The sequence below is a fragment of the Sphingobium yanoikuyae genome, assembly GCF_013001025.1.
GTDB lineage: Bacteria > Pseudomonadota > Alphaproteobacteria > Sphingomonadales > Sphingomonadaceae > Sphingobium > Sphingobium yanoikuyae_A.
Genome location: NZ_CP053022.1, coordinates 110,223 through 122,737, shown reverse-complemented (window position 1 = coordinate 122,737; position 12,515 = coordinate 110,223). Strand labels below are relative to the sequence as shown.

Here is a 12,515-nt window from a genome sequence, read left to right as displayed (position 1 = left end):
CCCTCAGTGAGGCCGATCAGTGCGGATCCGCTGGACGTGCTCGGCCACCTGGGTGCGCAGCCGCACCCGCAGGTGATCGACCAGCATCGGCAACGTATGGGTGGTCAACGGGAACGGCCGTTGCTGCGCGGGCAGCGCCAGTTTGACGGTAAGCACCCGCTTTTTATGATCGGAATTGCTGACCACTTGGCCCAGTCGGGTCACCCATTGCGCGCGCCGGGCGGACGAAGCCGCCCGCAATTCGCCGGTGAGTGCAGGCGGCCCGTTGACGAAAACGCCCATGCCCCATTCCAGTTCACCGCATTCGGCATGCCAGCAACTCGAATCCCGATCCGCGGGGAGATACTGAAGCCGAACCTTAGTGGTATTGGTGGCCAGTGCCGCCGCATCGATTACCCATCCTAGTGCGGCGAGATCGGGGGCCAGCGCGCCGAGGGCTTCGCGGCGCAGCGCATGCCGACGACGATGCAACGCGCGCAACACGGGTTCGTGCTCCACGACGAGCGAGGTCGCGCCTTTGCTGTGGATGCTTTCGAGCGGACACGCGTGCAACGCCAGGAAATCGATGTAGTCCTGCACCGCGCTGGCGCCCGCGGCGCCGCTGTGTGCGAACGGTGCCAGTTGTTTCGAGAGCGTCTCGTAAACGAGATTGGTCACGACGAGCGAGTCCCCGGTGCTGTCGCAATTCGCGGCCTCAGGGATGCGGCGGGTTAGGAATACGAGCTGTTGTTCCCAGCCGCGTGCATCACCATGGTAGGATGCGAAATGCCGCGTCGCCCAGGTGAAATAGCGTTCGAGCTGGCGATCACCCTCCTTAGCCGCAAACTTGACCTCGATGACGGCGATCGCGCGTGCCACCGGATCATAGACGAGCACGTCAGGTCGTGAACCGCGCGGACCGCTGGCCTTCTCAGCGGTCTCCTCGTCCTCGAACAGGTCGGCGACGTGTTCGCGCAGCACGACGATGTCCTCAGCGCGCGAATGCTCGAAGATCGGAAACAGTGTGCGCAAGATATCGGTGCCGAAGCCATGGTTTTCGCGCGGGGATAGCAGCCAGGCGAGGAAATTGCTGTGATGCGATTCGCGGGTCATGTTGCCCGTGGCGACGAACATGTTGGGCCGCACCGTAGCCGCGGCGATTGCCTGGAACGCCGGATCACCGGCCAATGCCGCCAATGCGCCATCGGGCGCTGCGCTTGCGATGGAATCAGGCTGCCATTTGGCAAAATTGTCGAGCAGGAAATCGATCGCAGGTTGATTGTTGTCATAGAATAACTTGATATTGATCATTGCGCGTTCCTACACTTTCCTCGCCGAAGTAATTAGGCCCAGTTCTTTTGGGCGCTATTGTCGAATTGGCGGGGGACCGGTTAGCCGCCCACTGTTAATTATCGGTGTAGATACGGTGATTGAGCGTTAGCCCAGAGGGGCTTGATTAATTTTCTAGGAGCAGCTTTGCCGCATTATTAGGCCCACCAGCAAATTTCCGAACCCAACGCGTGAACCGCACGGCGTGTACGTCACATCCACCCTGGGATCGTAATACCCTACCCGTTGCCCGTTCTTGAGATAGCCGACTTCGATGATTCCGATCGGAATGCTGTGGCCGATCCGGTTGCCGTGCCGGTCACGATAATACTGGATGTTCATGCATCACTCCTTGCGTTCGCAGTGAGGGGGCGCCTCTGGCTGGGATAGGTGCTGCCCGTGGGTAGGTGGAAACCAATTCGCCGCTCGGCGCCCTCTCCCCGGGCGTGAGCCTCTTCGGTCAGCCAATCGACCAGTCTGATTGGATCATTTTCGTCCATCAGGCGGGCGCGCCTGGCGACCAGGGCAAAATCACTTGGCACAAGGCCATCGATGCAACCGTACCGCGCCGGCCATTCAGTTCCGAAATGGTCGTGAAACAAACCACGTGCTCTGACTGGATCGAGCGCCGAAAAACCGATGCGGAAGGTGAATCGCCGCTGCGCGGCCGGATCGAGCTGGTCGGCCATATTCGTCGTCGCGATGAAGGGCGACCGCCGGTCTTCCATCTGCCGCAGCATCTCATTGACGAGACCAGTTTCCCAGGATCGCTGCCCGGCCTCCCGTCGAAACAGGAAACTGTCGGCCTCGTCGATCAGCAACAGCGCGCCTCGCGCTTCGGCGCGAGCAAAAGCGGCGGCGATCTTGCCCTCCGTCTCGCCAATGTAGGGACCGAGCAGGTCGGCACTGCGGCATTCCTCAACATCAAGACCGAGTTCGTGGGCAAGATGGCGCGCATAGGCGGTCTTGCCGGTCCCCGAGGGCCCGGAGAGCAGCACGTTCCAGCTACGATCGGTCGCCGCCCGCAACCTTCCGGCAAGGCCAGTCAAATCTACGTCGGCGCAGGACCAGCGTGGATCGTAATGCGCATCTGGTACGCGTTCCGGCCGGGCTTTGCCGCCCATGGCTTCGATCACGCTCGCGATCGCATCGCTCGAGTCGGAGATGCCGCCGCCGCACTTCGCCACGTCGAGGCCGATCGTCAGCTGCGCGGGGCTTGCAGGGACCGCCGCCAAGCGCCGCAACGGACCTTGCGAGAGCGGCAGGCCGAGACGTTCGGCCTGTCGCGCGACGATGCGCTCGCGCACTCTGAGCGGCGGCAGATCGAAGCGGATCGCCAGGGAAATGCGGCGCAGCAGGGTCCGGCCCAGTTCGCGCGCATCGTTGAGAATCCACACCGTGGGCACGACCGGCGCCTCGATGGCGCGGTGCAACCACTGTTTCGACGCATCCCGACGCCGGTTCAGGGACAGCACGTCATCGGCCTCGTCCACCACCAGCAGGCGGTCACCACTCGCGACGCAAAGGGTGCGCAGCAGCGCCAGATGTGCGAGCCGCTCGCGTCGGTCCGGCTCCTTACCATCCTCATCGGCAAGGCCAACGAAGGTGGCACGGCGCCCGCAGCGATCGGCGAGCAGGCGCGCGAACTCCGTCTTTCCCGTGCCAGGCTCGCCATGCAGCAGGATCGAGATTGGCCGCCCCTCCGCAACCAAGCGCAGTGCCAGATCCCGCCGCGAGCCAAGATGATCGAAGTCCTCATAAGACAGCGTGCTGACTGGGGCGGAAGGAGCCAGCCAGGCCATCATCTCATCGGCGCTGCGGACATGCGAGCGCGCGAGCCGCTTGAGCAGGTTGCAGGCGTCGAACTCTCCATCACGGTCGTCGCGCAGAAGCCGTGCGCGCAGCAGCGACGCCCCGGGAGCAAGGCGCCGGTCGATCTCGGCCAGGGGGTGACCGGTGGCGGCTGCGAGTACAGCGACATTGGGATTGCTCGATCGGATCGGCAACAGGTCCAACAATTCGCGCCAGCTGGTGAAGATCTCGCGTCGGGCCATCACGCTCAGGATCGCCAGTTCGACGCGATCAAGGCCGATCGCTGCCACCAGCCATGCCAGGCGTTTGTCGAGGTCCGTAGGGCGCGGCGCGCGAATGGCGATATCGGCTGCCAGCTTACGCAAGGAGGCAGGTTGCGGTTCGGCGCCTTCCAGCAGGGTTGCCGGAATTTCCAGGATTGATTGGCGCTCCTGGACGAAAGACAACACGGAGCCGGCTCATCGGCACCTTGCAGGAGGCCCTGCTCCGCTCGTGTTGCCTTGACATTGCCTATCAGAGTCAAAGCGAAACCACGCCGCGCCTCCGGCGCGTCGAGCCCTGGGGTCTGGCTACTGGGCCGCTGGCCTATCTCGTTGCCAAACCGGTTGGTGAGGCACGGACGCTGCGCAATTACCGCGTCGATCGGATCGCGCAAGCCGCGTTGTCCTCACAACCGGCGGTTGTCCCTGAAGACTGGGATCTCGATCGCTGGATGACCGACAGCATCGGCGTGTTCCACGGCGATGCGCACGACATCGTCCTGCGTGTCCGTCCATCGGCGGTCGAACGCGCGCTGCGCTGGCGCTTTCATTCCCGTCAGCTCATCGAGCGAGATGGCGACGAACTCGTCGTCCGTTTCCGGGCGGGGGGCCTTCGTGAGCTTGCCGAGCACCTGTTCACCTGGGGCGATGGCATCCGCATCGAAGCGCCCGCGGCTCTCCAAGCGACAATGCGTGAGCGCATCGCCCTGGCGGCATCCGCCCTCTAAGCGTTTGCAGCCTTAACCCGAGGATATCGTTGTCTATGACCGGCCTGTCCAAATCGCGCATTGCTGCCTTCGAGCAATGCCCCCGCCGCTTGTGGCTGAAGGTGCATAGCCCAGAGGCTGGTGAGATCGGTGCAGTGCAAGAGCGAATCCAGCAGGCCGGACACGACGTGGGCGACTTGGCCTGCGCGCAATATCCCGGCGGCATAATGGTGGAAGCCGTTCCGAATCTTGCGGCAGCCGTCCGGCAGACGCGCGAGTTGATCGAGGCCGATCATGGCGGCCCGATCTTCGAGGCGACCTTCGCCCATGAGGGCGTCGTCGTGCGGGCGGATATCCTGCTGCCCGATGGCACGGGCGGATGGCAGGTGATCGAAGTGAAAAGCAGCTCGCAGGTTAAGGACCACTACTGCGGCGACCTCGCAACCCAGGTCTGGGTCATGGAGCAGGCGGGCCTCAAGATCACCAGCGCCGCAATACAGCATCTCGATGGAGACTTCGTGCTGACCCGGCCGGGCGACTACAATGGCCTTTTCAAGCGCGCGGAATTGTCGGACTACATCCGCGATATCGTCGCGAGCCGCGACGAGCTTGCGATACGGGCCCGCGACATGCTCACTTCCGACGAACCGGTCTGCGCTACCGGACGGCACTGCAAGAAGCCGGTTTCGTGCGAGTTCATCGCTTGGTGCGCCAGCACCGAGCCCGCAGCGCCGGAATGGCCGGTGACGATCCTGCCCAGGCGGGGCGGTGAAAAATGGCAGAAGCAGGGTATCGACGACCTGCTCCATCTCGACGAGGCGGTGCTGTCGCGTAAGCATGCGGACATCGTCAGCGCTACGCGGACCGGCGTGCCGTTCCATGATGCGGTAGGCGCGTCGCGCGCGATGGAGGCCTGGACTTGGCCACGCGCCTGGCTCGATTTCGAGACGATCGCGTTCGCCGTGCCGCGTTGGCTGGGAACGAGCCCGTACCAGCAGATTCCGTTTCAGTTCTCGCTGCACGTGGAAGCAGAGGATGGAACGATCACGCATCATGAGTTTCTCGATCTGACAGGAACCGATCCGCGCGAAGCCTGCGCGCGAGCCTTGCTGGACATGATCCCGGCCGAGGCGACGGTAATCGCATATCACGCGTCGTTTGAGAAAGGCGTCGTGCGCGATCTGGCCCTCGCCTTTCCCGATCTGGCCCACGGCCTGAACGGTATCGCTGCCCGGACAGTCGATCTCCTGCCGATTACTCGCGAGCACTGGTATCACCGCGACCAGCGCGGTAGTTGGTCGATCAAGCAGGTCCTGCCCACCATCAGCGCGCTCGATTACTCGGTACTCGAGGTCAAAGACGGCGGGGAGGCGCAGGCGGCCTATCTGGAAGCGATCTCCCTACAGACCACCGACGGCCGCAGATCCATCCTCGACGAGGTGCTTCGCACCTATTGTGAGCAGGATACCTGGGCCATGATTCTCGTGGCGAGAGCCTTAACCAGTAGGGGCAAATGCATCCCGGCGGCACCCCAGCAATAGCCCCGGCTTGTGAGACCGATGCCGCAAACTTTCCCACCTCATAACAAAGGCGATATTAATGTCCGACGTCGTTGCAGAACTTCATGCCAATGGACGATGGGAGCCCATAGACATAGCGTTGGCACTGAAGATGCCACGCACGCGCAGAATGCGATGTCCCGAATGTCATGGCAGGGTTCGCTCGCACGGTGCGGGAAGCAATGGACAGAAGGCACACGTGGAGCACGTCGAACGCAATAAGGGATGCTCCCGAGGGGATTGCTTCGACGGAACCAGCCGGCCGCATCCGCGCGCGCTGGTTTAACATGGGCCTCTCATGACCAACAGAATATCGCGCTGAGTGCCCTTCATGTGCAGACGAGATTGATGGTTTCGATTCTGAATATGCAGCCTTTCATACCGCATCCCCCCGGACCAATTCGCCCTGGTTTCCTGATGCAAAAGGGATGTGGACACATTGGGTGCTTTTTGCGGCGGGCTCCAGGCGACCAAGCTGATCGTCAAAGAATTTTTTGGCTTGAGCACGTCGAGGATGTTCTTCTTCTCGATGCCGCCGGTCAGGAAGAGTTCGTCGACCTCGATGCCCTCGTGTTTGAGCGTGTTCATCATGCGCTCGTGCGCCGGGGCATTGCGAGCGGTGACGATCGATACCCGCGCCGCTTTCATGGCGTCGTTCACCGCCCCGACCGCTTCTTGATCTCCTGAATGTTCGAAATCTTCTGGAGTAGCGGCATAAGCGGTCCGCCCTTCCACGGACGATCCTTGTTCGTCGTCTCATGATGATGAAATAGCGGCAGCCCGCCGTCCGCATATTGACTCTTGGCTTCGTCATCCAACAGCACGCCGTCGAAATCTAACGCTATGCGAAGCTGAGTGTCGAGATCGTCGTTCGTCGTGACGCAGGGTAGAACGAAACCAGCGGTGTGGCCGACAGCCGCCCATGCCACAGGCGGGATGTTAGCTCGAACCGACCTCAAGGCAGGGCCGAAAAGTCTGGACGCGCATAATCTTGAACCAGCGCCCTCAGCGCTGCCGGTTCAAGCACTTCGACCTTATCGCCCCATTGATAGAGGTGCCAAGCCATTTCCAACCAGCCGGCGGCCTTGAACCGGATGATTAGACTGCCATCCGCCTGTTGGTCTGCGGTCTGATGGGGATGGAATTGAAACTCCGCCGCGCGAGCGGCGGCTTCGGGAAGGAAGCGCCAGACGACCTCACCATACTGGCCCGGATCCTGATAGGCGCCGAAAGCCTGAGCGGCATGGTCGTTCAAGGAAAAGCCAGACTGGATCGGGAAGCTTTCATCGAGACATTCAGCGCTGTGAACCCGGTCCAAGCGGAAATGGCGCAGATTTTCGTCTTTATCGGCCTGACGCGCCACGAGATAACTGCGCAGGCCCAGCAAGAGCCCATGCGGCTCGACAGTCCGGGTTTCCGCGTCGGTGTCACCATAGACCATGCGCATCTTGAACGGTCCGCGCAGAGCCTCGATCAAAACGTCGGTGACCTCGGGTCTCATCGCGACTTTTGGGCCTGGCCTTGCCACTTGGCCTAAAGCGGATAGCACCGCTTCCGCATCGGCTTCGGAGCGCAGCGCATCACGTGGGGAGAGGCGCGTGATCAGGCTGTCTCTTAGATCTTCCAGGGCGCGGGCGTGGCGAAGCCGGTTCTCATCGCGGGCCGCGCGGGCGGCGATTTCCAGCGCCTCGATGGTGTTTTCTTGGCGTGGTTGCAGCCGTTCGGGCATCGGACTTTCGATGCGCCAGCGCCGGCGGCGATCATCATCTTCCACAACAACGACATTCGCGAAATTATCCTCCAGCGCGCTCGTCATGCGCTGCGCCGTGCGGTGCGAAATGCCGAATTCCTGAGAGATCTCCTCAAGGCTGATACCCAAACGCCGCGAGGCGGCGAGTTTAGCGAGGCGCAGAAGATCGTTGGCCTTGGCGAAAGTCATTGCATGTCCATGTCACAGATTGACACCCTCGCATGCTAAGGATCAGGGTAACGCCTGTCGAGGTGATTCCCTCGTGGGTGGCGTTGGGCAATCAAGGGGGCCAAGTGAGGACGATCGGGAACACCATCCTGTTTTCAGCGACGGACCTGATGCGGTTCGTCGGCTGCGCGCATGCGACAGCGCTCGACCTTGCCTATATGCGCGGCGAGCCGCTCACTCCCCGGGAAGATACCGAGGATGCAGCCCTGCTTCAGAAACAAGGCGATGCCCATGAGGCCGCCCATTTGGAGAAGCTGAAAGACGCGGGCAACGGGGTAGTCGAGATTGCGCGTGGCGATCTTGCACAGAATGCAGACGAGACGCGAGCGGCCTTGGCGCAAGGCTCGCAGATCATCTTTCAAGGGGCTTTTCTCGCCGAGCGTTGGGGTGGGTGGTCCGATTTTCTCGAGCGAGTCGAGCGACCATCATTGCTGGGGCCGTTCAGCTACGAAGTGACCGACACCAAGCTCAAGCGCAAAGCCCATCCCAAGCATGTGCTGCAGCTCGTGCTCTATTCCGACCTTTTGGCGGAGATCCAGGGCGTGATGCCTGAGCACGCGCATGTGCAGCTAGGAGATGGCACGCGCGCGACGCTGAGGTTGGCCGACTATGCCCATTATGCGCGCGGTGCGCGGGCTAAGCTCGAGGTCTTTGTTGCTTCCCCTGAGCCAACGCGGCCGATCCCCTGCGCGGATTGTTCGCTGTGCCGATGGGCCGACCATTGCGACGCCGTCCTCACCAGCCAGGACAGCCTGTTCCAGGTTGCCAATGTTACACGCGGCCAAGTGAAGAAGTTGGAGGCGTCCGGCATCGAAACCATGGCCGCGCTGGCTCGGCATGACGGCCCGGTGCGCGGCGTTGCGAGTGCGACGGCGGAGAAGCTTGTCGGCCAGGCCAGACTGCAGCACGCGCGCAAAACCGGCGAACCCGCCTTCGAGTTGCGTCCGGCACAGCCAGGCAAAGGCTTTGACCTGCTCCCTCGGCCGCAGGCGGGCGATCTCTTCTACGACATCGAGGGCGACCCCCATTATGAGGGAGGCCTTGAATATCTGCACGGCGTGTGGGCCGATGATAGTTTCCATGCCTTCTGGGCTCATGACCATGCCGCCGAAGCGCAAGCGCTCGAACGGCTGCTTGCGTTTTTTCGTGATCGCCTCACGGCTTATCCGGAGGCCCGCATCTATCATTAATCACGACTATGCCCGCAACGGCGGACTGTGGGACCGCGTCCGTCACAAAGCCTCGGACAATATCATCCTGCTCACCGAGCCCGTCGCGCAGGAGATGGAAGCAGGGCTCTGGCTGCTTCCTGCGCCGCTCCTCCACCGTCACCATCTCGACGATCCGACCGAGCTGTTCGACAGCATGGAAACGCCAGGCGCGAAGCTGCGTATCGGCCTGCCTTTGCATCCGCGACTTTCGTGCGTCCCGCTTCCAGCTGATCTGCAAGCTGATCGCGATCGGCGGTGATTGCGGTCAAAGATTCGCCAGCGGCCGCCAGCGCTTCCTTCGCCGCCTCATGCTGCGATTGCAGATCGTCGAGACGATCGAGGTTTGCAGAGAAATTCCCATGCTCGGCTTTGCGGGTCTCCAGGATCTGCGCGGCAGCCCTGGCGATCTCCAGAGACTGAACAAGACCGGCGCGCTGTTCTTGCTCGGTCTCGTCCGCCAGCTCCCGCTCGATAACTTTCAGTCGGCCGCGCGCGGTCGACGAAGAGGCCGCCACGGTCAAAATGCTCAAGGACGTACTGGACGAGGCGCGCGCTGAGGCATCCCGAACCTTCGTTGGCCCGGTGGCCCAACGCGCCCGCGTCCATGTCGAGCGCCTGTTTCCCGGGGCCGACCTCAGCTTCGATGAAGAGCTCGGCCTGGCCTCGGTCACGCGATCAGGTCTGAGCGAAGCCTGCGGCACGCTCTCAAAAGGGACGCAGGAGCAGCTGGCGGTGCTGACCCGCCTCGCCTTTGCCGACATGCTGCTGGAGCAGGGCATGCCGGTTTCGCTGATCCTCGACGATCCGCTGGTCTATTCCGACGACGGCCGGCTCGATCTGATGACGGAAATCCTGGAGGAAGCCTCTCAGCGTATGCAGGTGATCCTGCTCACCTGCCGGGACCGAGCATTTCGGCATCTCGATGCCACGCGTGTGCAGATTTGAAAAGCCTCAGCGCTATCAGGGCATTGGTGGCGTCCGATACGCCGGCAACAAGGGTTGCTGCTGACTCCATTCCCAGTTAGACGATTTGAGAGTCAACTTTCTGGGTGGGTCTAGAAATTGATTCCCAGACAGGGGACTAACCGTGGACGAGAAACTGAATTTAAGATGGGGCGTCGAGCGCAAGCTCGAGTTCATCGAATTCAGGCTTTTTTGGGAAGGCTACGTCAATCGCGGGGATATCATCGACACCTTCAACGTGTCGGTCAATCAAGCCTCGACGGACCTGAACCGCTATCTCGGCCTAGCACCGGACAACATGAGTTACGACAAGAGCGCGCGAACCTATGTCTGTTGATTTCCACTGAGAAGTGACCCGGGTTTTCCATCGAGAAGTGACCCGTCTGCGGATTATGTTTCGGGTGTCATGTGTGGGTCAACTCGTGGTTTTCTCCTTTGGGTTCTGGCCTGCTTGGCAGAGCTGTTTTTGAAGCGGAAGCTATCGTTGCCGGTCTCCAGGATGTGGCAGTGATGGGTAAGCCGATCGAGAAGCGCCGTGGTCATTTTGGCGTCGCCGAACACGGTGGCCCATTCGCTGAAGCTCAGGTTTGTGGTGATGATGACGCTGGTGCGCTCGTAGAGTTTGCTCAGCAGATGGAAGAGCAGCGCGCCACCTGAAGCACTGAACGGCAGATATCCAAGCTCATCCAGGATAACGAGATCGGAGTGCAGGAGGCGATTGGCGATCTGACCGGCCTTGCCCTGTGCTTTTTCCTGCTCGAGCGCATTGACCAGTTCGACCGTCGAGAAGAAGCGGACGCGCTTTCGATGATGTTCGATGGCCTGGATGCCCAGCGCCGTTGCCACATGGCTCTTGCCGGTGCCAGGACCGCCGACCAGCACGATATTGTCGGCGATGTCGATGAAGTCGCAGCGATGCAACTGACGCACTAGAGCTTCATTGACCTCGCTACTGGTAAAGTCGAAGCCGGCCAGATCGCGATAGACAGGGAAGCGCGCGATCTTGAGCTGATAGGCCACAGACCGAACCTCCCGTTCTGCTGTCTCGGCTTTGAGCAACTGGGAGAGGATCGGGATGGCGGCTTCGAAGGCTGGAGATCCCTGTTCCATGAGATCGGTGACGGCCTGCGCCATGCCATGCATCTTGAGGCTGCGGAGCATGACGACGATGGCGCCGCTGGCAGGGTCATGACGCATGACGCTTCTCCTTGCGCAGATCATCATAGCGTTCGACATTGGCCATCGGCTCGCTGACCAGTTTGAGCGCCTGGGGCGCCGTCACCGGCGGCGTGGAGATCGGTTTTCCGTCGACCAGCCTATAGAGCAGATTGAGGATATGGGTCTTGGTCGGAACGCCAGCCTCCAGCGCCATGGTGACCGCCGTCAGCACCAGTTGCTCATCATGATGAAGAACCAGCGCCAGTATTTCGACCATTTCCCTGTCGCCGCCGGGATTGCGCAACAGATGTCGCTGCAGACGCTGGAACGCATCGGGTAGCTCAAGGAAGGGCGCTCCGTTGCGCAGGGCGCCGGGTTTGCGCTGCACGACCGCCAGATAATGGCGCCAGTCATAAACCGTATGACCTGGACCGTCGTGAGAGCGGTTGATGATGCGCTGATGTGCGCAGATTGGCTGCCCCTCGGCGACGACCTGGAAGCGATCAGGATAGACGCGCAGGCTGACAGTGCGATTGGCGAAAGAGGCCGGTACGCTGTAGCGATTGCGCTCAAAGTGGATGAGGCAGGTCGGCGATACCCGTTTGCGATATTCCACAAAACCATCGAAGGGCCTGCCCGCAACCATCAGACACTCAGATTCATCGGCCCAGGCATTGGCAACCGACCCAGGTTCGATCCCGTGAGGGATGTCCTCCCATAACGCCTTGCAGCGCTCCTCCAGCCACAGGTTCAACTCATCAAGGCTCTCGGCCTGCGGCGTGGGTTGCCACAGACGGTGCCGCGCATCCTGGACATTCTTCTCGACCTGCCCCTTTTCCCATCCCGCAGCCGGGTTACAGAACTCGGCTTCAAACAGATAATGGCTGACCATCGTCAGGAAGCGCGCGTTGACGGTGCGTTCCTTGCCACGCCCGACCTTGTCGACGGCCGTGCGCATATTGTCATAGATACCCCGGCGCGGCACGCCGCCCAGTACGCGGAAGGCGTGATTATGGGCGTCGAACAGCATCTCATGGGTTTGCAGAAGGTAGGCGCGCACGATGAATGCCCGGCTGTAACTGAGCTTGAAATGCGCGACCTGCAGCTTGGTCCGAACCCCGGCAATGATTGCCCAGTCCTCACTCCAATCAAACTGGAAAGCTTCCCCCGGCGCGAACGACAGGGGCACGAATGTCCCACGCCCGCCAATCTGTTGCTGGCGCCGATAATCTTCGCGCCAGTCCCGAGCAAAAGCGGCAACCCGGTTGTAGGATCCTTCATAACCCAGGCTCACCAGATCGGCGTGAAACTGCTTGATCGTGCGCTTCTGCTTGCGCGATCGACCCATCTCGCGCCGCAGCCAGGCCGCCAGATGCTCAGCAAATGGGTCCAGTTTGCTTGGTCGATCAGGCACATTGAAACGCGGATCGATCGTCTCGGACCGCAAATATTTGCGGATCGTGTTGCGTGATAGTCCGGTGCGCCGCGCTATCTCCCGGATCGGTAGATGATCGCGAAAATGCCAGCGCCGGATAACGCTCAATAACGCCATGTCCAAC

Annotated in this window: 12 protein-coding genes and 3 pseudogenes; 7 read left to right on the top strand and 8 right to left on the bottom strand. The window is 61.4% G+C overall.

Features of this window, described 5'->3' with window-relative positions; genetic code table 11:
- Positions 1 to 3 precede the first annotated feature (3 nt).
- The 3 genes from HH800_RS25810 to HH800_RS25800 all read right to left on the bottom strand — a co-directional run bounded on the left by HH800_RS25810 (position 4) and on the right by HH800_RS25800 (position 3,569).
- Complete coding sequence (locus tag HH800_RS25810; protein ID WP_017503506.1) at positions 4 to 1,290, bottom strand: PD-(D/E)XK nuclease family protein; 1,287 nt, start codon at positions 1,288 to 1,290, stop codon at positions 4 to 6.
- A gap of 153 nt (positions 1,291 to 1,443) precedes the next feature.
- On the bottom strand, positions 1,444 to 1,650 hold the full coding sequence (locus tag HH800_RS25805) for a hypothetical protein (protein ID WP_026109688.1): 207 nt from the start codon (positions 1,648 to 1,650) through the stop codon (positions 1,444 to 1,446).
- The gene (locus tag HH800_RS25800) at positions 1,647 to 3,569 is read right to left on the bottom strand and encodes an AAA family ATPase (RefSeq protein ID WP_169863458.1); all 1,923 of its coding nucleotides are present in this window, start codon (positions 3,567 to 3,569) and stop codon (positions 1,647 to 1,649) included. The genes HH800_RS25805 and HH800_RS25800 overlap by 4 nt, the downstream gene beginning before the upstream one ends.
- Before the next feature lie 20 nt (positions 3,570 to 3,589).
- Here HH800_RS25800 and HH800_RS25795 point away from each other — a divergent pair, with 20 nt between their 5' ends.
- Both HH800_RS25795 and HH800_RS25790 read left to right on the top strand, forming a co-directional pair.
- A complete protein-coding gene (locus HH800_RS25795) occupies positions 3,590 to 4,108 on the top strand; it encodes a WYL domain-containing protein (protein WP_169863457.1) in 519 nt (172 codons plus the stop codon).
- A gap of 35 nt (positions 4,109 to 4,143) precedes the next feature.
- Complete coding sequence (locus tag HH800_RS25790; protein ID WP_169863456.1) at positions 4,144 to 5,628, top strand: DUF2779 domain-containing protein; 1,485 nt, start codon at positions 4,144 to 4,146, stop codon at positions 5,626 to 5,628.
- Between the two features lie 300 nt (positions 5,629 to 5,928).
- On the opposite strand, the gene HH800_RS25785 is transcribed toward HH800_RS25790, so the two are convergent.
- The 3 genes from HH800_RS25785 to HH800_RS25775 are packed head-to-tail and all read right to left on the bottom strand — an operon-like array spanning position 5,929 to position 7,585.
- A complete protein-coding gene (locus HH800_RS25785; RefSeq protein ID WP_235682151.1) occupies positions 5,929 to 6,381 on the bottom strand; it encodes a 5'-nucleotidase in 453 nt (150 codons plus the stop codon).
- Positions 6,303 to 6,575, bottom strand: coding sequence for a 5'-nucleotidase (locus tag HH800_RS29640; RefSeq protein ID WP_051035837.1), 273 nt, complete (start codon positions 6,573 to 6,575; stop codon positions 6,303 to 6,305). The genes HH800_RS25785 and HH800_RS29640 overlap by 79 nt, the downstream gene beginning before the upstream one ends.
- Before the next feature lie 26 nt (positions 6,576 to 6,601).
- Positions 6,602 to 7,585 carry a helix-turn-helix transcriptional regulator gene (locus HH800_RS25775; protein WP_017503349.1) on the bottom strand — a complete coding sequence of 328 codons (984 nt, stop codon included), beginning with the start codon at positions 7,583 to 7,585 and terminating at the stop codon, positions 6,602 to 6,604.
- A 32-nt stretch (positions 7,586 to 7,617) separates the two neighbouring features.
- Between HH800_RS25775 and HH800_RS25770 the strand changes: the two genes are divergently transcribed.
- The 5 genes and pseudogenes from HH800_RS25770 to HH800_RS25755 all read left to right on the top strand — a co-directional run.
- On the top strand, positions 7,618 to 8,814 hold the full coding sequence (locus HH800_RS25770; protein ID WP_328805881.1) for a TM0106 family RecB-like putative nuclease: 1,197 nt from the start codon (positions 7,618 to 7,620) through the stop codon (positions 8,812 to 8,814).
- Positions 8,813 to 9,025: pseudogene (locus HH800_RS29205) on the top strand (DNA repair exonuclease); the annotation flags it as partial. The gene HH800_RS25770 and the pseudogene HH800_RS29205, both read left to right, overlap by 2 nt.
- Before the next feature lie 118 nt (positions 9,026 to 9,143).
- Positions 9,144 to 9,392, top strand: a complete 249-nt coding sequence (locus tag HH800_RS29200) for a hypothetical protein (RefSeq protein ID WP_235682150.1) — start codon at positions 9,144 to 9,146, stop codon at positions 9,390 to 9,392.
- Positions 9,331 to 9,780, top strand: a pseudogene (locus tag HH800_RS25760) (ATP-binding protein); the annotation flags it as partial. The gene HH800_RS29200 and the pseudogene HH800_RS25760, both read left to right, overlap by 62 nt.
- Before the next feature lie 142 nt (positions 9,781 to 9,922).
- Positions 9,923 to 10,129: pseudogene (locus HH800_RS25755) on the top strand (WYL domain-containing protein); the annotation flags it as partial.
- A gap of 59 nt (positions 10,130 to 10,188) precedes the next feature.
- On the opposite strand, the gene istB reads toward HH800_RS25755, so the two are convergent.
- Together istB and istA are read right to left on the bottom strand one after the other, a co-directional pair.
- Complete coding sequence (gene istB, locus HH800_RS25750) at positions 10,189 to 10,995, bottom strand: IS21-like element helper ATPase IstB (RefSeq protein WP_169863455.1); 807 nt, start codon at positions 10,993 to 10,995, stop codon at positions 10,189 to 10,191.
- The gene (gene istA / locus HH800_RS25745) at positions 10,985 to 12,508 is read right to left on the bottom strand and encodes an IS21 family transposase (RefSeq protein ID WP_169863454.1); all 1,524 of its coding nucleotides are present in this window, start codon (positions 12,506 to 12,508) and stop codon (positions 10,985 to 10,987) included. The genes istB and istA overlap by 11 nt, the downstream gene beginning before the upstream one ends.
- Positions 12,509 to 12,515: the final 7 nt, after the last annotated feature.

What these genes read in the sequence shown, in the direction of transcription:
- HH800_RS25805 (WP_026109688.1), bottom strand. Translation starts at nt 1,650, where the DNA reads ATGAACATCCAGTATTATCGTGACCGGCACGGCAACCGGATCGGCCAC.
- HH800_RS25775 (WP_017503349.1), bottom strand. Translation starts at nt 7,585, where the DNA reads ATGACTTTCGCCAAGGCCAACGATCTTCTGCGCCTCGCTAAACTCGCC.
- HH800_RS29200 (WP_235682150.1), top strand. Translation starts at nt 9,144, where the DNA reads ATGCTGCGATTGCAGATCGTCGAGACGATCGAGGTTTGCAGAGAAATT.
- HH800_RS25810 (WP_017503506.1), bottom strand. Translation starts at nt 1,290, where the DNA reads ATGATCAATATCAAGTTATTCTATGACAACAATCAACCTGCGATCGAT.
- HH800_RS25770 (WP_328805881.1), top strand. Translation starts at nt 7,618, where the DNA reads ATGCTAAGGATCAGGGTAACGCCTGTCGAGGTGATTCCCTCGTGGGTG.
- istB (WP_169863455.1), bottom strand. Translation starts at nt 10,995, where the DNA reads ATGCGTCATGACCCTGCCAGCGGCGCCATCGTCGTCATGCTCCGCAGC.
- istA (WP_169863454.1), bottom strand. Translation starts at nt 12,508, where the DNA reads ATGGCGTTATTGAGCGTTATCCGGCGCTGGCATTTTCGCGATCATCTA.
- HH800_RS25790 (WP_169863456.1), top strand. Translation starts at nt 4,144, where the DNA reads ATGACCGGCCTGTCCAAATCGCGCATTGCTGCCTTCGAGCAATGCCCC.